23 protein-coding genes, 5 pseudogenes and 1 riboswitch are annotated in these 16,572 nt (G+C 37.2%); of the genes and pseudogenes, 5 read left to right on the forward strand and 23 right to left on the reverse strand.

Annotated features, from left to right (window positions below; translation table 11 throughout):
• Positions 1–57: 57 nt before the first annotated feature.
• Complete coding sequence (locus tag E0E32_RS07615; protein WP_130859448.1) at positions 58–954, reverse strand: SDR family oxidoreductase; 897 nt, start codon at positions 952–954, stop codon at positions 58–60.
• 147 nt (positions 955–1,101) lie between these two features.
• On the opposite strand from E0E32_RS07615, the gene E0E32_RS07620 reads away from it, so the two are divergent.
• Positions 1,102–1,878 carry a class I SAM-dependent methyltransferase gene (locus tag E0E32_RS07620; RefSeq protein WP_130859449.1) on the forward strand — a complete coding sequence of 259 codons (777 nt, stop codon included), beginning with the start codon at positions 1,102–1,104 and terminating at the stop codon, positions 1,876–1,878.
• Positions 1,879–1,896: 18 nt separating this feature from the next.
• Here E0E32_RS07620 and E0E32_RS07625 read toward each other — a convergent pair whose 3' ends face one another.
• Together E0E32_RS07625 and E0E32_RS22615 are read right to left on the reverse strand one after the other, a co-directional pair.
• Complete coding sequence (locus E0E32_RS07625) at positions 1,897–2,436, reverse strand: GrpB family protein (protein ID WP_130859450.1); 540 nt, start codon at positions 2,434–2,436, stop codon at positions 1,897–1,899.
• A gap of 114 nt (positions 2,437–2,550) precedes the next feature.
• Positions 2,551–2,700 (reverse strand): annotated as a pseudogene (locus E0E32_RS22615) (5-methyltetrahydropteroyltriglutamate--homocysteine S-methyltransferase); the annotation flags it as partial.
• A 260-nt stretch (positions 2,701–2,960) separates the two neighbouring features.
• On the opposite strand from E0E32_RS22615, the gene E0E32_RS07635 reads away from it, so the two are divergent.
• Entirely contained in the window at positions 2,961–3,428 is a 468-nt protein-coding gene (locus E0E32_RS07635) for an ASCH domain-containing protein (protein ID WP_130859451.1), read from the forward strand.
• 21 nt (positions 3,429–3,449) lie between these two features.
• Positions 3,450–4,091, forward strand: a pseudogene (locus tag E0E32_RS07640) (SDR family oxidoreductase).
• Positions 4,092–4,231: 140 nt separating this feature from the next.
• Here E0E32_RS07640 and E0E32_RS07645 read toward each other — a convergent pair.
• From E0E32_RS07645 to E0E32_RS07700, 13 genes and pseudogenes are all read right to left on the reverse strand, one after another.
• Positions 4,232–4,954, reverse strand: coding sequence for a dihydrofolate reductase family protein (locus E0E32_RS07645; RefSeq protein WP_130859452.1), 723 nt, complete (start codon positions 4,952–4,954; stop codon positions 4,232–4,234).
• A gap of 266 nt (positions 4,955–5,220) precedes the next feature.
• Positions 5,221–5,532, reverse strand: coding sequence for a TetR/AcrR family transcriptional regulator C-terminal domain-containing protein (locus E0E32_RS07650; RefSeq protein WP_130859453.1), 312 nt, complete (start codon positions 5,530–5,532; stop codon positions 5,221–5,223).
• Entirely contained in the window at positions 5,520–5,816 is a 297-nt protein-coding gene (locus E0E32_RS07655) for a hypothetical protein (RefSeq protein ID WP_130859454.1), read from the reverse strand. Before E0E32_RS07655 ends, E0E32_RS07650 begins: the two co-directional genes overlap by 13 nt.
• Before the next feature lie 62 nt (positions 5,817–5,878).
• The gene (locus tag E0E32_RS07660; RefSeq protein WP_130859455.1) at positions 5,879–6,388 is read right to left on the reverse strand and encodes a hypothetical protein; all 510 of its coding nucleotides are present in this window, start codon (positions 6,386–6,388) and stop codon (positions 5,879–5,881) included.
• A gap of 261 nt (positions 6,389–6,649) precedes the next feature.
• Positions 6,650–6,814 carry a hypothetical protein gene (locus E0E32_RS22130; RefSeq protein WP_162840589.1) on the reverse strand — a complete coding sequence of 55 codons (165 nt, stop codon included), beginning with the start codon at positions 6,812–6,814 and terminating at the stop codon, positions 6,650–6,652.
• A 63-nt stretch (positions 6,815–6,877) separates the two neighbouring features.
• A pseudogene (locus tag E0E32_RS07665) lies at positions 6,878–7,438 on the reverse strand (CPBP family intramembrane glutamic endopeptidase); the annotation flags it as partial.
• Positions 7,423–7,607, reverse strand: a pseudogene (locus E0E32_RS07670) (MerR family transcriptional regulator); the annotation flags it as partial. The pseudogenes E0E32_RS07665 and E0E32_RS07670, both read right to left, overlap by 16 nt.
• 48 nt (positions 7,608–7,655) lie before the next feature.
• Positions 7,656–8,186 (reverse strand): DUF2812 domain-containing protein, encoded by a 531-nt coding sequence (locus tag E0E32_RS07675; RefSeq protein ID WP_130859457.1) that lies wholly within the window; start codon positions 8,184–8,186, stop codon positions 7,656–7,658.
• 50 nt (positions 8,187–8,236) lie between these two features.
• Positions 8,237–8,635, reverse strand: coding sequence for a PadR family transcriptional regulator (locus E0E32_RS07680; protein WP_066188783.1), 399 nt, complete (start codon positions 8,633–8,635; stop codon positions 8,237–8,239).
• Between the two features lie 313 nt (positions 8,636–8,948).
• Positions 8,949–9,296: a type II toxin-antitoxin system RelE/ParE family toxin gene (locus tag E0E32_RS07685; protein WP_207302275.1), complete on the reverse strand. Its 348-nt coding sequence runs from the start codon at positions 9,294–9,296 to the stop codon at positions 8,949–8,951.
• Entirely contained in the window at positions 9,250–9,534 is a 285-nt protein-coding gene (locus E0E32_RS07690) for a prevent-host-death protein (protein WP_066188790.1), read from the reverse strand. Before E0E32_RS07690 ends, E0E32_RS07685 begins: the two co-directional genes overlap by 47 nt.
• A gap of 74 nt (positions 9,535–9,608) precedes the next feature.
• Positions 9,609–9,860, reverse strand: coding sequence for a hypothetical protein (locus tag E0E32_RS07695; RefSeq protein ID WP_130859458.1), 252 nt, complete (start codon positions 9,858–9,860; stop codon positions 9,609–9,611).
• A gap of 92 nt (positions 9,861–9,952) precedes the next feature.
• Positions 9,953–10,228, reverse strand: a pseudogene (locus E0E32_RS07700) (NUDIX hydrolase); the annotation flags it as partial.
• Between the two features lie 171 nt (positions 10,229–10,399).
• Between E0E32_RS07700 and E0E32_RS07705 the strand changes: the two are divergent.
• Both E0E32_RS07705 and E0E32_RS07710 read left to right on the forward strand, forming a co-directional pair.
• A complete protein-coding gene (locus E0E32_RS07705) occupies positions 10,400–11,098 on the forward strand; it encodes a type IV toxin-antitoxin system AbiEi family antitoxin domain-containing protein (RefSeq protein WP_165444988.1) in 699 nt (232 codons plus the stop codon).
• Positions 11,052–11,954 carry a nucleotidyl transferase AbiEii/AbiGii toxin family protein gene (locus tag E0E32_RS07710; RefSeq protein ID WP_066188797.1) on the forward strand — a complete coding sequence of 301 codons (903 nt, stop codon included), beginning with the start codon at positions 11,052–11,054 and terminating at the stop codon, positions 11,952–11,954. Before E0E32_RS07705 ends, E0E32_RS07710 begins: the two co-directional genes overlap by 47 nt.
• Positions 11,955–12,155: 201 nt before the next feature.
• Here E0E32_RS07710 and E0E32_RS07715 read toward each other — a convergent pair whose 3' ends face one another.
• The 7 genes from E0E32_RS07715 to E0E32_RS07750 all read right to left on the reverse strand — a co-directional run bounded on the left by E0E32_RS07715 (position 12,156) and on the right by E0E32_RS07750 (position 16,428).
• On the reverse strand, positions 12,156–12,560 hold the full coding sequence (locus E0E32_RS07715) for an NUDIX hydrolase (RefSeq protein ID WP_130859461.1): 405 nt from the start codon (positions 12,558–12,560) through the stop codon (positions 12,156–12,158).
• Between the two features lie 60 nt (positions 12,561–12,620).
• The gene (locus E0E32_RS07720; RefSeq protein ID WP_130859462.1) at positions 12,621–12,935 is read right to left on the reverse strand and encodes a DMT family transporter; all 315 of its coding nucleotides are present in this window, start codon (positions 12,933–12,935) and stop codon (positions 12,621–12,623) included.
• Positions 12,935–13,279 carry a DMT family transporter gene (locus E0E32_RS07725; protein WP_066188810.1) on the reverse strand — a complete coding sequence of 115 codons (345 nt, stop codon included), beginning with the start codon at positions 13,277–13,279 and terminating at the stop codon, positions 12,935–12,937. The genes E0E32_RS07720 and E0E32_RS07725 overlap by 1 nt, the downstream gene beginning before the upstream one ends.
• A gap of 87 nt (positions 13,280–13,366) precedes the next feature.
• Positions 13,367–13,466, reverse strand: a riboswitch (guanidine-I (ykkC/yxkD leader).
• A 521-nt stretch (positions 13,467–13,987) separates the two neighbouring features.
• A complete protein-coding gene (locus E0E32_RS07735; RefSeq protein ID WP_130859464.1) occupies positions 13,988–14,749 on the reverse strand; it encodes a hypothetical protein in 762 nt (253 codons plus the stop codon).
• 17 nt (positions 14,750–14,766) lie between these two features.
• Positions 14,767–15,294: a DNA topology modulation protein gene (locus E0E32_RS07740; RefSeq protein ID WP_130859465.1), complete on the reverse strand. Its 528-nt coding sequence runs from the start codon at positions 15,292–15,294 to the stop codon at positions 14,767–14,769.
• A 58-nt stretch (positions 15,295–15,352) separates the two neighbouring features.
• Positions 15,353–15,922, reverse strand: coding sequence for a histidine phosphatase family protein (locus E0E32_RS07745; RefSeq protein WP_286171819.1), 570 nt, complete (start codon positions 15,920–15,922; stop codon positions 15,353–15,355).
• Positions 15,923–15,963: 41 nt separating this feature from the next.
• A complete protein-coding gene (locus E0E32_RS07750; protein WP_130859466.1) occupies positions 15,964–16,428 on the reverse strand; it encodes an NUDIX domain-containing protein in 465 nt (154 codons plus the stop codon).
• Between the last annotated feature and the right edge of the window lie 144 nt (positions 16,429–16,572).

The following is a 16,572-nucleotide window of genomic DNA, read 5'->3' on the forward strand; positions in this document are numbered from 1 at the left end:
CACCCATCATTCTCCAGATGGGTGCTAATTTCTGACAAACAGACAGCCTCCACTATACTATCGTGTGATTTCATTATGCTCTTCCTCCATCATCTCTTTAAAAAAAGCACGAATCCGATGATCACCATAACTTGGTGCCGTCAAATCATGGGTCATCACATTAAAAAAGAAACGGAATAAACCATAATTGTGATTGCCAGACCACTTCAACAGCTTGGAAATCAGGTTAAAAAGGGCCGTTGGAATACGTGTCGCACGCTTCCTTTTGTTCAGCAAATCAAAAGCGAGCTGAGCCATTTGCTGATAACTAAAGGTCTCAGGTCCACCGACATCAAGGGTTTGATTTGATTTAGCAAAAGATCGGATACAGTATTGGGCTAAATCTTCCCCATGGATTGGATTCATCCTTGCTCTTCCATCCCCAATCAAGAACACTCTGCCATTTTGCGCCATCCCCAACAATGAAGCTATATCTGAAAAATAGCCAGTCGGTCTAATGATCATATGATCGATACTTGACGCTGTTAAAACCTCCACGAATTTTTCTTTCGCTTCAATTAAAGGTCCCGGTTCCTTCCAATCATCCGTACGATACACGTGTACATAGATAAATTTGGCAGCATGACTGCGCTCTGCCTCTTTCAACAAATTCAGATTCCCTTGGTAATCCACATCATGAAAAGTAAGGCCATTTCTCTCTCTTGTCATGCCAACGGTTGAGAAAACATAATCAATATGATCACATATATTTGTTACTGTTTCCGGCTTGGTGATATCGCCGATGACAACTTCATCTACATCTTCGGCAATCGAAGGAGCAAAAGCATTCCCGATTTGGTCCAACTTGTCCGGATCTCTCACTAATACCTTGGTATAAAACCCTTGCTTCTTTAGCTCTTTTACCACATATCTTCCTAAATACCCTGTAGCCCCAGCAACTAACACATGTTTCATACTACCTTTCCTCCTATCAACCTCAAATATTTCCTTTTAAGTATTTTTTAGAACAAAAAAGCTAATTCTCATTAAAATACAACCGTCCATGATAGAATAACCTTAACCTGCAAATTTCTTTGTTGGTTGTACCATCTATTATAGAGAATGGCGGTGCATATGAAAATGAATAATACGCATAAATTTAATGGAAAAGCAATGACCTATTCGAAATATCGCCCTAGTTATCCTGATCAACTTATTCTGGATATGATAACAGAACATCACCTGAAGAAGGACTCTCGCATTGCTGACATTGGTTCTGGCACCGGTAATTTCGCCAAAAAAATGTTAGATGTAAACCTTCACGTATTGGCTGTAGAACCAAATAAGGAAATGCGTCATATCGCCGAACAGCAGCTGCAAAACAAGAACTTGTTTACTTCTATTGACGGGACAGCAGAGCAAACTACCTTATCAGCCAGCAGCGTTGATTTAATTACGGTTGCTCAAGCCTTTCACTGGTTTCACACAACAGCGTTCAGAAAAGAATGTCATCGCATCTTAAAGCCATCTGGAAAGGTCCTGCTTATTTCCAACAGCCGTGTCCTAGAAGCACCGATCATTCAAGATACCATCACTATTTATACAAAATATTGCCCTGATTTTCGCGGTTTTTCCAATGGCATAGAGGAGTCTTCAGACATTTATCAGGATTTTTTCAACAATGGAAAATATCAGCTGCACACTTACAGCTTTCCACTCACTTATGATAAAACAAGCTTTATCGGAAGACATTTATCTGCTTCTTATGCACTAAACAAGGCGAACAAAGACTTTCCCTTTTTTGTGGAAGCATTTAGTGAACTGTTTGAGAGATATCAGCAATCTGGGATTATCACCCTGCCTAATCAAACCGTCACTCGCTGTGGATCGGTATTCTGAGTCATTCAACCACCCTTTTCACCTGGGAACAGCGAGAGTTTGCGACATTTCGTTTTTTGCTTTTTCAATTACTTCCTTAATGAATGGTTCCTTTTGTTGTGTGTACATGGGTCTATCATATTTATACGCAACAGCAAGTTGACTTTTCAGTGAAGCATACTTTTCCGCAGCATCTGGATGTTCCCTAAGATAATCACGAAATAATAATTTTTCATTCCATTCTTTACGATCCATTTCACAAAGATGTAAATGACAAGTCCCTTGCCCCCTTGCTTCTTTCCTAAAGAACCTTCTATCGATTAATTCGGCTTTTGGAACATACTGATATTCTATTTCTTTTAACGGGGCAATCAAAGTAGATACGATATTTACATCCTCTACCGCTACCATTATGTCAATGATTGGCTTGGCCTTTAGTCCTTTTATAGCTGTGCTTCCAATATGTTCAATTCCTTTCACTCGATTCCCCAAAGCAGTTACAATAAGCTTTCTCTCCTCAGCAAATTGGATTTTCCATTCTTGATTATACTCACTCAAGTTTACTGTCGGTTTTGTCATTATGCTTCCCACCTATCCATTAAATGAGGTAATTAAAAATCTAGCAATATATCTATTAGCTTACTGCTGAATCCGCTGTTCACTCAGCCTCAATCAGACCTGCTACAAAATTTTTTATTTCTCCCATATAGCATTAGCTATAGTAACCACTTGTTTTAGCTTGTCCCATTGCTCTTCTTCTGTTAACGCATTTCCTTCTTCCGTACTGGCAAATCCACATTGAGGACTTAACGCTAGTTTGTTGAGATCCGCATATTTAGAGGCATAGTGCTTGTGTTCTAAGAAGACTGCCTACATGGTCTGCTCGTAATGGTTTATTGATCATCCATATTTCCCCCTCGTATACTAGTTGTTTTATCCTTATGTATCGCTAAATTAACTCTCACACTCTACAGTTAGAATATCAAACGCGACAAACTATTACAATATATTCCAAAATGATAGATGATATAACCTTTCAATTATCTCCCCTTTCTTGACATTGATGGAATCATGGTCTATTTTTGTTAAAAGGATGATAATGTATGAATAACAAGGTACAACTATTTTGGGATGATTTTTGCGCAGTCACTCACCAAGAAGGGCTTGAATTTACCGATGCCTTTTCATTCGGTACTTCTGCTGATTGGCTAGCGGATTTAGTTATGGAAGGAAAGGAAATAGCGACATCTTCCGGTTTTGTGTTTTATGAATTAGAAAAAGAAGTCTTACCTAAACCTGATGAATATTACATCATTTTAGATGGACAGGAAGAACCAGCAGCTATTATTCAAATCCAATCCGTTGAAGTAGTTCCTATGAATGAAGTATCCGAGGAATTTGCTCTAGCAGAGGGCGAAGGGGACTATTCGTATTGGTGGCAAGCACACGAAACTTTTTTCACTGCATCATTAGCGGAATACAATATGGAATTTTCACCTGACATGTTAGTGGTGTGTGAACGGTTTAAGAAAGTGTATCCTAATGAAAAAGGAACACCTATTAATCAATAACGACAAAAGGAGAGATTATCATTGAGTAATGTTCTAATTTTAGGAGCAAATGGTCAAATTGCCCGAAACGCCATTGATTTATTTCTTGACACAACGGATGCAAACTTAACGCTTTTCCTTCGTAATGCAAGCAGACTAAACATCAGCAATCCAGATCGAGAACACGTCATTGAAGGAGACGTAACAGACATTGAAAAATTGAAAGAAGCGATGGTAGGTCAAGATGTAATCTACGCAAATCTAGGTGGTTCAGATTTTGTACAACAAGCTGAAAGCATTGTGGAAGCGATGCATGCAGCCAATAAGAAGCGAATTATTTTCATTAGCAGTCTGGGCATTTACGATGAAGTACCCGGAAAATTCGGTGAGTGGCATAAGAACACACTGGGAGAAATATTAGTAATAGATCGAAAAGCCGCGGACGTTATAGAAGCCTCTGATTTGGATTATACGATTTTAAGACCAGCTTGACTAACGAATAACGATGAAATCGACTATGAAACCACCCAAAAAGAAGAAGTTTTTAAAGGAACTGAGGTTTCACGCAAGAGTGTCGCTGCCTTAGTTGTCAAACTAGCTGAATCACCGGAAATGGAAATCCACCGTAGTTTGGGTGTCAATAAGCCCAACACGGAGGGAGATAAGCCTGCTTTTGTCAAATAAGTGTACAAACCTTATTTCTAGAAGTGAACATTCCACTGCAAATAAAATGAACGCATCGAACAATTGGTTCGATGCGTTTTATGATACTTAAAAATACTTGTTGAACACTTCTGTCGCCTCACGAATTCTCCATCACTGCTTTATTTCTCTTTTATAGAATAGCGAATCCATAATGTATCGTGTTCCAATTCCTTAACGGATTCAAGTTGAAAAGCTGTTTCTTTAATGTTGGAATAGGGTTCTTTTGCGGCAAAGAATCGGTGACCAGCTGGATCAGCATTCGCGATAGGAGTCAAAATGACACTGATTTCATCCGCCAATCCGTTTTGAACGAAGGACCAGTTCATGGTTCCGCCTCCGCCCACCATCATTCGTTCGACATGGAAGAGATTATAGAATTTATCCAACATCACTTCATAATCAATTTGTTCTTGGCCCGCAATAATATAGGAGATTTCTTTTCTTCTGAGAAAATCTTTATAAGCATTGGAGGCTTGCTCCGTTAAGACTTCTACAATATGAGAAGAGATACTACCGTAACCAAAAGTGTTTTCTTCAAAGCCTAATTCTCCACGTGGATCGATAGAAAAATAATACATAGCAGCATCCGTATTCGCTATATAATCACCCTCCGGTACAGGAGCTGCTTTCTCGTCTAGCTCTGGTTCTTTGTAGTGAGTAATATTATCTTGTGTCGTCGTTTTACCGTTCAGATAACCTTGTATGCCAAACTGTTGTTTTTCAGGATCTAAAGAAAGTTCTTGATATTGTCGACTTGCTTCTTCAAATTCCCGCAAATTCATTATATCCAAGTTACCGTCTATCGATGTATGTGTGTGTATAATAACATAAGGTTTATTCATGTTCATCCTCCTCTTTCTTAATGCATTGCAGTTTATGGTCTAATTTCTTCTTATGCTCCCAGCATTTCTTTTCCATACCTCCCATTTAAACCCCCTTTCCCATATTTCTCCCCAGTATATAAGTTAGAGTTGACTTTAAGGCAACCTTTTACTTCAACATTTAGATTACCATTCATTTTTTTAAAAAAATCAATCGATTGTCTAAATATTTCACACAGAAAGGCACTCCCTCTTATTCTGTTCCAACCTCCTATATTTCAACAAAATTATCTAAAATAGTTAAACCGGCTTATTTCTTCAAAAGCTTTAAGTAAATCATCATAAGAGTATGTAAAGTCACTATCTATCCATTTCATCAGAATATTCCATATTCCACCAGCATTAAAAGCTGAAGCAAATTCCATGTTTTCTTCGCTTATAGAATAGGTGAATTTGTCTTTAGTCATGCGATGAATAGAAGGCAAATGTTTATTAAACGTTTTCAAAAGCAAACTGTCTAAATCATTTTTCCGAATCATGGTGATAAAGTCGATATGCTCTATCCAAAATGCAATAAAGATTTTCGCTACTTTCCCCATGTCCATATTTTCTCCAGGCCTACCTTCCCTTTACTAGATACCAGTTTCACTTCATGAAAAAAAGGCGCTAATTCCGTTTTAACTTGTTCTAAAATAACTTCATCAGTAATTGGTATATCCATAAGCCCGTTTATTTGATTTTTTGTCATACGCAAGAAAAAATGGGTGACGTTTGTTTCTTTTGGTTCATTACATAGGGTTAGTTTGTTTATCGAAAAATCAAGCCCAAAATAATTCCCATTTTTTTCACCCTTAATCTTCGGCACTTCTTGTAACCATTGCATACAAAATCTCCTTATCTTTTTTAATTTGTCCATTCATTTTAAAAGTAGTTTGTAAATCGTTATCAATAGGTTGAAATAGCGCTAATCCTTTTGCGTTTTGTAACAACAAGATAAACTGTTAACAGGATACAAACTAATAATAACAAGTGAAACATCGTATGGAGTGTATTCGGTACGATTCCGTTTATAACCGGTAAAAAAGCATGGGTATTGCCAAACATCGCGGTATATCCTTCTACTTTTTCCTCTGCACCAATACCAAATAAATACGGAATCCACCACGACATAACCGCTCCTAGCAAGATACATGAGGGATGAACGATCAGCCAAATTCTCGCCCAAATAGGATATTTTTTCCCTGCAAAAAAGAGGAGGCCTGCCATTAAAAGCACAATTTGAACAACACCAATCAGGGTAACGATTAATATTTCATTCATGGATCGCTCCGAAGTAATAGCTGCCACATCATTTAACCGCCCTAAAGGCACCAAGTCCTGAACAATCATAAATAACAATATTGCGGTATATCCTCCAATCAGTAATTTCTCTGCAAAAAGCAATTCCTTTTGCATGCAACTCCTCCCATTCTCTTACTGCAATTAGTTGGTCTCCAACACCTTATAGCTATCATATCGTATGCGTGACTAATTAATAATGGACTTCAGCAGTATTGTAGGCTAGGCCTTGAGGCTTATTTAGTAAGATATGGAAGGCATGTGGTATTATACGAGTATCAAATACCCCATACCATAACAAGATATTTCAAATCGGCTACAAAACCTAGATAATTGCAGGAAATATTAAAAATCTATAACTTTCCTTAACACACCATTCTATTCCTGCCCTCTCTTCTCCACAAATAACAAGATAAATGTGGCGACAGGGCCTAATACAAGAGATAATAAAAACCAGTTTAATCCTGTCCTGTTTTTCCCTTGTGCAAGTGCCGCATTGATCAGCGACAGAGTGCCCCAGCCCACAAAAAATTGATTATCCATTAATGTTCCTCCTCCTTCAGCAGATACATAACCTATTGATCTTCTGCAGTCACTAACTCTCTTTCATACAAAACATGCCTTCGGATTAATAAGCATGAGGACAACGGCGGTTACCGCATAAAAAATCGCATTATACATCATGATATCAATCACGGCCCAATTTATGATACCAGCAAAGAAATTAAACAACTGATGGATCATAATGGGGACCATTAAATTCTGATTTAAGTTATAGAAGGCGGTCATGACGATCTTAGTCGCTATAATCGCCACCATAAAACATAGAATATATTGAATCAACTCCACACCCATAAATCCGGTAGTAAACCAGATAGGCAGATGCCACATTCCCCACCAGAATCCTATGATGATGGATGCCATTAAGGACGAATATTTCTTTTGAAGCTCGATTTGGGCAAAGCCTCTCCAGCCTAGTTTTTCTCCTAGTGGTCCTGCCAGAAGGTTTGTCATAAAGAAATAAAACAACATTCCCCCTGAAGAAATAGTAAAAACAGAGTGGGCTTCACTATCCCTAGATACCAGCAGCAAAACCAGCAAGCATAGAATAATTTGAATCACTATGGCTATAACAATCACAGAGAATTTGATTTTATGTTTAAATTTAGCTCTCGATAGAAATTTACGGTGATCACATCATATATATCGAAATGACTGTATTTTCTATAGCCATTTTCCTCCTCCTGCTTCAGATTTACTAATTCCTTTTCTTCGTAAAACTTCAATGTATCTCGAGATACACCTAAAAATGTAGTGACTTGCCAATGGTATACATGGTATCCTCCTCGCGTCACTGCTTGCTTTTGTAGCCTTCATTTCTCTTTTAGGCTAGCTCCCTCAGTTTTTTACGATAGGCAAAGTAAGGCATGCTGGTAAACACTAGAGGAATAAGCGTCATTCCAAAAATAACAGCTAATATCACACTAATAAAATGAGGTAGCGCAAAATATTCTGCCAAGGCAAGTAGTAACACACTTCCCAGGACAATGGTAAGGAAATGCACGGCATACTTGCCACAAAATCGTTTATCCTGTTCAAAACGTTCACGCAAACTATCCTTATCTGAGTAAATTGGTTTTGTACCTGAAGGCGCGGAGAAATAATGGATATCCCCCATGGAATAAAGATGAGTCCAGCCTGCCTCTTTGAAAATCAAAAAGTAGTCTTCATCCGCATCTTGCTGCGTATCAACCGAATAGATAAGGTCTTGAGGTTCCCCTTTTCTCAAGCGGTACCCTAAAAACTGATTCCCTGTTAAAATCCATCCTTGCTTCGCATAATCACTCAATCGTTCCATATCTTTTTCTTCGCCAAAGGCCAATCCTTCACTTGGCATATATTTATATTTTGTCATGTCTTTACGCACCCTTGTTAGCTTGCTGTATATTCGTTCCTTCTAACGGCTTACTCCGGCTTATAAGCAGGATCAAACGAAGAAGTCGCAGGAGTATCCATTTTGTATTCACGCTTTTTCTCTTTCCTTTGACTTAAAACCTCTTCACCGTGTGCTACCATCTGGCGCCTATGCTCGATCGCTTTTTCCAGTAAGGCAACACCTGATTCTGTCGCTATATATGTCTTGCGCTGGGGAGTGGAATCCTCTGATTGCACAATCAATCTTGCTTTTTCGAGTTTCTTTAGTGTGGTATACATCGAAGCTGGGCCTACAGTAAATTGATTATCTGTTAATGTTTCAATATTCTTCATAATCAGATAGCCATGCTTCGCTTCCAACACAGATAATAAAATGTAAAAGGCTGTATCCGTTAATTCACCTGATTCCAAAGCATCTGAACGAGCCATGTCTTTCCTCCTTCACTATATCATTTAATGATATGTCATTAAATGTACTATATCATTTATTGATACATAAGGCAAGTAGCTTTTCTAACATTGTCAGTTAACTATAAAAATAACCACCGCTAGCTTTATTAAGCCTAGCAGTGGTTCCTTTTGTTCATTATAAATTTTGTGTTGTGATCTTTGAAAAGGTTATTGCACTGGCGTTAATCATGACGAATAATCTAACTAATGACATTACACTTCTATTTTTCTATAAAAAATAGAAGTGTAATGTAATTTATTTTTATGTATAAATATGGTATAGCTAAAACTATTAAAGCAAATTGTGGTATTCTCTTCTTCCGTCAACTATGGCATAAATAATAATGGTCTGTTCTGTATCATTAATCTTATAAAAGACAAGAGGCCGCTCTACAATTACTACTCTATACCCATGCTTTTTTAAAACCGAATACCTCGGCTCACTACCCGACTTAGGAAATTTTCGAAGGCAATGAATAGCGCCTTCGATTTTATCCAAATATGCTAGTGCGATATCTTCATTTCCAGAATCATCAGCAATATAAAAGATAATATCACGGAGTTGATCTTCTGCCTTATCCGTTCTTAGTATTTTATACTCCATTTGTTTTCCTTTCCAATAAAGATGTACGAAGATCATCAAATGAATGCTGCATTGGTGCTACACGTTCATTTTTCACATCTTCTTCAGCATCTGCAAGTGTTCGAAGTAGTTCTAACTCCGCTTTCATTTGATAATAATCCTGCAAACCTAGAACTGCTGTATCACCTCTTCCTTTTACGATCATAATTACGGCATTTCTAGAATTTTTGCAATAATTAGATATCTTATTATAATGATTTCTAAGATCTGCTGACGGCCTAATATCTTCACCCATGGTATCACCTCTTCTCAAAGTGTTAATCATATGATAATATGACTAGGAAGTGCAATAAGCATGAACAACTATCTCTATGACCAGCAGACTTCCTTGATCTCATAGTCTTCCGAGGAATCTGCCTCCCCTGTTAAACACGCAAAACAGCTTTGGTAGGCAACCGCACTACCAATCGCCCAGATTTCCTGACCACATCTCCTGCATTTTTCTCCGTTTTTCTTATCTTGAACTGCCTGTTTCAAGCTTTTTCTTAATTGTTTTGGATCTGTATCAGGATTTCCTTTGCAATGTTTTTTTACATAATCTTCCATCGATATTGGTTGCATTACTGTTGCTCCCCTCTCCATGTTCCTCTTTATTTTATCGCAATTCTTTAATGATGAAAAATATTTCTTATGCAAGAACAGCCTCCGTTAAATCAGCCCTGAAATGTATATGGAGAAGACGCTTCAAGTATACTTTCTACCCCATCAGGATGGTAAGGCATGAACTTATTTGCGGTTTGCACATCCACCCATCGGATCTCCGATATTTCCTCTTCATCTTGAATCAAAGGAGTTCCACCTATTATTTTGGCTGTAAACGTAAAAAAGATGGCATGATGGCCCTTTTCTATAAAAACAGCTTCATTCACTGCAGCAATTTTCTCAACTCGCACGGTTAAACCTGTCTCCTCTTTTACTTCTCGAATAACCGCTTGCCTTGATGTTTTTGCAACAAATTATCACGAAGATTTTTTCTCCTAAGATCTGATAAAGAAAAACCTTGTGTGTCAAGGGTCTCCGTTATGTCCTTGTAATAATTATTCAAGAATGCAGGATATAAAGATGCTTATTGCACATATTAAAAGAAAAATCCAAGAATGATGAAAAATTCTGCTATCGAATGTTGTATTGAACGTGAATTATGGTATAATGATATTGAGGTGAGTCGCATGATTCAACAAAGATTAAAAAGTGTATTTGAAGTTAATAACGGCATCTTAACTACGCAGATGGCAAAAGATTATGGCATCAATGATTCCACTCTTAGAAAAGCAATTGAGCGAAAAGATATCCAAAAGCATTCAAGAGGTATTTATTTGTTGGACAACGTTTATTTTGATGATTTGTACATTCTCCAATTGCAATACCCTGGAGCTGTATACTCACATGAAACAGCTGTTATGTTGCATACATTGTCTTCTTATTCACCATTTGTGTATCATGTGTCCTTTTTAAGAGGTTACCATTTAACCACTGCGGAAGAGCAACATATCAAACCCTACTACGTTTCAAAAAAAGAATGGAACGATGAATATGTTGAACTAATGGATAGTTGGGATTCCAACCCATTAAGAGTAACAAATTTAGAAAAAACAGTTGTGGATATGCTACGACATAAAAAGCCGATGCCAGGTATTATTGATGAAATGATTAACGATTATATTACTAGAAATGATAAGGATTTGGAAAAGTTGATTGATTACGGCGTTCGTTTTAATGTTTTAAATATTATAAGAGAGAGGATTTTGCCGTTTGTTAAGCCAACAAAAAATGAAAAATTTAATAAGGCAAAAATCTAAAGAATCAAAACTGCCTGTACAACAGTTATATGGATTATATGCAATGGATCGATTAATTCTGAAATTGAGCAAGTCTTCCTACGCTGATCATTTAATTGTTAAAGGTGGTTTTCTTTTAACTACAGATCTTGGTATTTGCATGAGAGCAACTAGGGATTTAGATTTTACACTTAGGGATGCTATCCTTTCCAAAGATACATTGAACGAATTAATTGATGTGATTAATTTTACAGAAGACAATAGTAATGAATATTTTAAAGTTAGTAGTATGAGTGAAACAAGAGAAGACTTTGAGTATAATGGATATAATTTAAAGATTGATTATTACAATGGAAGTACAAAGATCCCAATAAATATCGATCTTACAACAGGGGAGGATTTAATTGGTGTAACTGATAAGAAAAACTTTAAATCAATTTTTTCTGATGAAGAGTACATCTTAAGTAGTTATTCTCCAGAACAAATAATTATTGATAAATTCTATACTTTATTAGCTTATGGTGAACTTGATGATACCAACTCCAGGATGAAAGATTACTATGATTTATATATGTTAACAAAAAGGAATGATGAGATCGATTCAGGAAAGGTTTTATCTGGACTTAACAAAACGATGAAGCAGCGTAAAACCTTCATTGAAATCGGAAATTATGATGAGATTATTGACTATTTAAGAGAGTCGAATAATCAAAAAGCATTATGGGCAACTTTTGTCGAGAGTAATCCTTATATTGAAAGCATTAGTTTTGCTGAAGTGATGAATCAAATTGAATGGTTCTCAAATAAGCTTGAGCACACTTATCAAAAAGGGATTATTCATAAAAAGAATAACGATCCTGAAAGACATGGATTTTAAGACTTTTGCTTCTAAGCACTTTTACTATTACGTAATTAACTTTTAATGATAGAAAACCACATAAAAAACCTTCTATATCAAAAATAGAGAGTTTTTTCTAGCCGAAGACGACCGTTTAATTTTTTATAACGCTTAAATATCTTTAATCAATAAAAAGGGGTTACTTGTACCCCTGCTTATACAAGAACAGCCTCCGTTAAATCAGCCCTGAAATGTATATGGAGAAGACGCTTCAAGTAAACTTTCTACCCCATCAGGATGGTAAGGCATGAACTTATTTGCGGTTTGCACATCCACCCATCGGATTTCCGATATTTCCTCTTCATCTTGAATCAAAGGAATTCCATCTATTATTTTTGCTGTAAACGTAAAAAAGATGGCATGATGGCCTTTTTCCATAAACACAGCTTCATTCACTGCAGCAATTTTCTCAACTCGCACGGTTAAACCGGTCTCCTCTTTTACTTCTCGAATAGCTGCCTGCTCTAATGTCTCTCCCTGTTCGACTGCCCCGCCGGGAAGAGACCAGTCTCCACCATGATTATAAACCATTAGAATCTCATTCCCTTTACGAAGCAACACATAAACTACATCTATTCTTTTCATATTCGATCTCCTTTGCACTATTTTAGTCAACATGCAGTTATAAGCAGATTAACAATGTTATCAAGTGATCATTTTAAGTCCAATCACGGAACCTAAAACAATGGCTATACACACCATCCGCTTCCAATCTTTTGATTCACCATAGAATATCATACCTGTTAATGCGCCGCCAACAACTCCAATTCCTGTCCAAATCGCATAACCTGTTCCCATCGGAATGAATTGCAAGGCATAACTCAGTAAAGCAAGACTGGATCCCAATCCCAAAACCAGCAATACGGCCGTCTGCCAATTCTTCTTTACAGCGAGTTGATTAATCATAGCTACACCAAAAGTTTCCAATAATCCAGCTAAAATTAGAATAAACCAAGCCATTAGGATTCAGCCCCTTCCTCTGTTTGATGATCTGGTGTGACTAGCTTCAAACCAATTACTCCGCATAATAAGGTTGTTATAAGAATGATTTTCTCCCATTTGAATGCTTCTCCAAAGAAAATAATTCCGGCAATCACCGTACCAGCCGTCCCCAAGCCGACAAAGACCGCATAGACCGTTCCAGCTGGAAGTTCTTGTGCCGCTGAAATCATTAAATAATTACTAACGATGATGGCAATCACGGTGCCAATCCATGTCCAGATATCATAGGCGTGTGTCAGTCCAATCACCCAAAAAATTTCCAAAAAAGCTGCAATAAATACTCGCATCCAGTGTCGATTCATTGAAAATACCTCCTATTTTCTTCACTGCATCCCATTTTTGATTATAAAGCAAAATAAAAAGCCCAGAGAGATAACTGTAAATACAGTTTCTCCCGGGCTTTTATCCCTCCGTGGCACAGCCATTCACTGTGTGTTTTCTCTCGGTCCAGTCCAACATTTGGGTTGCGGAACCCTAGAAAACCTTTACTTCGTCTAATGTGATATCCATTATACACAAATTTAGATATAATTCAAGTTGAGATGTTCCAAAGCAGCTCTGAGGAATAAAAATTCGTTACTATTCACAGCCAGCTTACTTTACGCATGCCACAACTTCTTCGTGAGTTCAGGATGAATCACAAAAGTTTTTTGGCTTGCCTTTTTCACAAAGACATGAACATGTTTTTTTATTAAAAATAGGGTATAATAATGATGGAAAGAACACATGTTATAAACGCTCGGTGATGGCACACCGAACGCTAGTGCAATAGCCCTTCAAGGAGGCAAACACAAACTTTACAATTTAAAAAGAAATAACCACTGTTTGCTTGCTAGGCTTTGGGTGGTTATTTTTTTCTAGATCACTTAAGTTCGCAAAAAGATGGAAAGATATGAACAAATAAGATATCTACAAAATCCTCAAAGGAGAACTTAAATATCAGCCAAGTTCTCCTTTTAATAACTTGGTTTCTTCATTACTTGTTTCGTCATGAAAACTCAAATATTCATTTACTGTGAGAATTCTTTATAACGCTCCAATACGTTCATCAAAAAATGAATATCGTACTGGGTAACTTCATTTATTTTAATCGCCCACTTTTCTATGGTATCGAATGTTGGTTCATCAAATAACCCTTCATTTGTGCTCAAAAAACTCTCCCAATTACAAAATTCCCAATGAGCTATCTCATTCTTATAAGGTATTCTACATTCTAATAAGGGTTTTGGATTTATCAAATGCTGAGAATATTCAGCTGCCTTCATGAAATAGTCAACATCAATTGGACTAGTATTATATATTTGTTTAGATTGCTTACCATTTGACCTATAATAAAGAATCTCTATATTTTGCTCTTTTGACATTACCTTTACTTCTGCACCAGGGAAAAAGCCACTAAGTCTTTCATCTGTAAAGTTCTCACTATTTCTATCGATGAGAATCGGATGTATCCATTGATCACCTAAATCACACAAATAACGGTTTCCTGACTCATCCAAAGCAATAACAGCAACATGGGCAGCTTCACTATTCAAATCACGTCCAATAGGGTATGCTGTTATTCTATTTTGTTGTAATTCATCGAGCAACCAGATTGCAAGGTCAAAACAGTTTCCCGTTATACCATACTGATTTCGATGTTCCTTCATTAGCGCAACATATCGTTGCTTTTTAAGACTATTCTGATGATAAAACCAACATTTCGTTAATCTTTCCATTGGGAATTCATCAAATTTCCTCCATACGCTAAGTATGCTCCGAGGTGCAAACATATACCAAACACCTACTTTCAAGTTTTTTGGAAAATCGAAGTCTTTATTCGCTCCAAGAATTGCCTCACTTCTTTTGGAGACGTTAAGATAATAACCTCTTTTTCGTTTGAAAGCGAATTCAATTTTTCCAAAATAATAGGTCTCTTTGTGCTTGGATATTTCCATACCCATTGTAGAAACTCCAGCGAAATCCTTTCTTCACACCCTTCCCCCATATCAGGTCGGGTCTTATTTCTATATTGAATCCACCGCTTGATGATGCGATAAGTACAAATAGCACGCGAGATATCGAGAAAAATAATCGTGTCTGCTTTATGCAAGCGAATTTCCATTGTTCCACCGTAATTCCCGTCGATAATCCAGCTTTCTTGTTCCACCAATTCCTGTTGAACCGATGTCTGTTTCTCCCTGGGAACACCAACCCAGCCAGGCTTCCAGAATAGCGCATCCAAATGGTATACTTGCTTATCTAATATTTCACCTAATTCCCGTGATAAAGTAGACTTTCCTGAACCGCCAGAACCAATAATGGCAATCTTGTTCACTAAGTGCATCCTCCCTTTTCATGTTGAAGTTAAAGATATACGTTTTTACTATGAAATCTTACCATATTCTTTGAACAGCTAGGAGTTTCTTTTTCTTAAAGGATAATTTATAGATATCTGGCATGTCGAGTTTCTTCCAAAAATCAAATCCATATTGTGGGTCGAAATAATTCATGATTAATACCATGATATTGCCATGCGTGCCGATCACTACATTTCTTCCCATATTGTTTTCTAATACTTGTAAAACAGCATGAACACCTCTTTTTTGAGCAGCCCTGTTGGACTCGCCACCTTTCCATGCAAAATCATCATCTTGCCAAACCTTTATAATAGCTTGCTGAAAATCTTCCACCGTTTTTTCCGCCAATGTACGTTCTTTCAGTCCCTCTACTAGCTTCATTTCTTTATCTATGTATTCTGCAATCCCTTCCACAGTTTGAATAGCGCGTTTGTATGGACTGGCATATACCTCATCAATAGCTTCTTTTTTTAGCAATGCCGTTACCATACTTGCATCAGCAAATCCTTGTTCCGACAAAGGTCTGCCTAACTCATCTGGTGTATATGTCGAATGGGCATGTCGAACAAAATATAAATGGGTTTGCAAACGAATCCAACCTTCCATACCTATTTATTCTCGTTATTCTTTTATCGCAAATAATGGCATTAATTGATATCCCCCAAATAAACTGGCAACACCTTCCCAGCAACATGCTCCATGATACACTCCCGCATTGTCTGAGGATACAACCGATAGCTCAATAATTCTGATAACGGCAACCATTCCACACCAATTTGTCCCTCATCTGGAACGGTTCCATTACCTATATCGCTGCTTCCCTCCTTCATTTTACATAAAAACATATACTCTGTTTGGTGTACTTCTGCATCGAATGCAACATGCTCATGATTTTTCCCAATGTATTCCCGAATAAAGAGGAGGTCACCAATTTCTACACTCGCATTTATTTCTTCTATACATTCTCTCTTCAAGGTTTGATGAAGATTTTCTCCGTGCTCTTGACCGCCACCAGGTAAAAGATAATAGTAGCTGTCTTCATCCTGCTTCTTAATTGCTAACAATCGGTCATCCTGAATAATGATCGCTTTTGCCGAATTTCTGATTGGCATGTTCATCTCCCATTTCTTTTAGCAGGTATTTGCCTGCTACCCTTTTGTACTCATTTCGTGAACTTTCGTTATCAGTCACTCATTTAAAAACATCTCAGAAATTTGCAAAATATTGATTAGCGTCTGATCGTTCACTTTTTTATG

Origin of the sequence: Gracilibacillus phocaeensis (genome assembly GCF_900626275.1) — a bacterium.
In the GTDB taxonomy this organism is placed as follows: Bacteria; Bacillota; Bacilli; order Bacillales; family Amphibacillaceae; genus Gracilibacillus; species Gracilibacillus timonensis.

Coding starts and splice junctions, on each gene's coding strand:
- E0E32_RS07615 (WP_130859448.1), bottom strand. CDS start 954: ATGAAACATGTGTTAGTTGCTGGGGCTACAGGGTATTTAGGAAGATAT.
- E0E32_RS07690 (WP_066188790.1), bottom strand. CDS start 9,534: ATGGGTGAAGATATTAGGCCGTCAGCAGATCTTAGAAATCATTATAAT.
- E0E32_RS07735 (WP_130859464.1), bottom strand. CDS start 14,749: ATGTTTGCACCTCGGAGCATACTTAGCGTATGGAGGAAATTTGATGAA.
- E0E32_RS07620 (WP_130859449.1), top strand. CDS start 1,102: ATGGCGGTGCATATGAAAATGAATAATACGCATAAATTTAATGGAAAA.
- E0E32_RS07750 (WP_130859466.1), bottom strand. CDS start 16,428: ATGCCAATCAGAAATTCGGCAAAAGCGATCATTATTCAGGATGACCGA.
- E0E32_RS07655 (WP_130859454.1), bottom strand. CDS start 5,816: ATGCAATGGTTACAAGAAGTGCCGAAGATTAAGGGTGAAAAAAATGGG.
- E0E32_RS07745 (WP_286171819.1), bottom strand. CDS start 15,922: ATGGAAGGTTGGATTCGTTTGCAAACCCATTTATATTTTGTTCGACAT.
- E0E32_RS07705 (WP_165444988.1), top strand. CDS start 10,400: ATGAAAAATTCTGCTATCGAATGTTGTATTGAACGTGAATTATGGTAT.
- E0E32_RS07725 (WP_066188810.1), bottom strand. CDS start 13,279: ATGAATCGACACTGGATGCGAGTATTTATTGCAGCTTTTTTGGAAATT.
- E0E32_RS07650 (WP_130859453.1), bottom strand. CDS start 5,532: ATGGGGAAAGTAGCGAAAATCTTTATTGCATTTTGGATAGAGCATATC.
- E0E32_RS07660 (WP_130859455.1), bottom strand. CDS start 6,388: ATGCAAAAGGAATTGCTTTTTGCAGAGAAATTACTGATTGGAGGATAT.
- E0E32_RS07625 (WP_130859450.1), bottom strand. CDS start 2,436: ATGACAAAACCGACAGTAAACTTGAGTGAGTATAATCAAGAATGGAAA.
- E0E32_RS07695 (WP_130859458.1), bottom strand. CDS start 9,860: ATGCAACCAATATCGATGGAAGATTATGTAAAAAAACATTGCAAAGGA.
- E0E32_RS07685 (WP_207302275.1), bottom strand. CDS start 9,296: ATGATCTTCGTACATCTTTATTGGAAAGGAAAACAAATGGAGTATAAA.
- E0E32_RS07635 (WP_130859451.1), top strand. CDS start 2,961: ATGAATAACAAGGTACAACTATTTTGGGATGATTTTTGCGCAGTCACT.
- E0E32_RS07720 (WP_130859462.1), bottom strand. CDS start 12,935: ATGGCTTGGTTTATTCTAATTTTAGCTGGATTATTGGAAACTTTTGGT.
- E0E32_RS07675 (WP_130859457.1), bottom strand. CDS start 8,186: ATGACAAAATATAAATATATGCCAAGTGAAGGATTGGCCTTTGGCGAA.
- E0E32_RS07645 (WP_130859452.1), bottom strand. CDS start 4,954: ATGAATAAACCTTATGTTATTATACACACACATACATCGATAGACGGT.
- E0E32_RS22130 (WP_162840589.1), bottom strand. CDS start 6,814: ATGGATAATCAATTTTTTGTGGGCTGGGGCACTCTGTCGCTGATCAAT.
- E0E32_RS07715 (WP_130859461.1), bottom strand. CDS start 12,560: ATGAAAAGAATAGATGTAGTTTATGTGTTGCTTCGTAAAGGGAATGAG.
- E0E32_RS07680 (WP_066188783.1), bottom strand. CDS start 8,635: ATGGCTCGTTCAGATGCTTTGGAATCAGGTGAATTAACGGATACAGCC.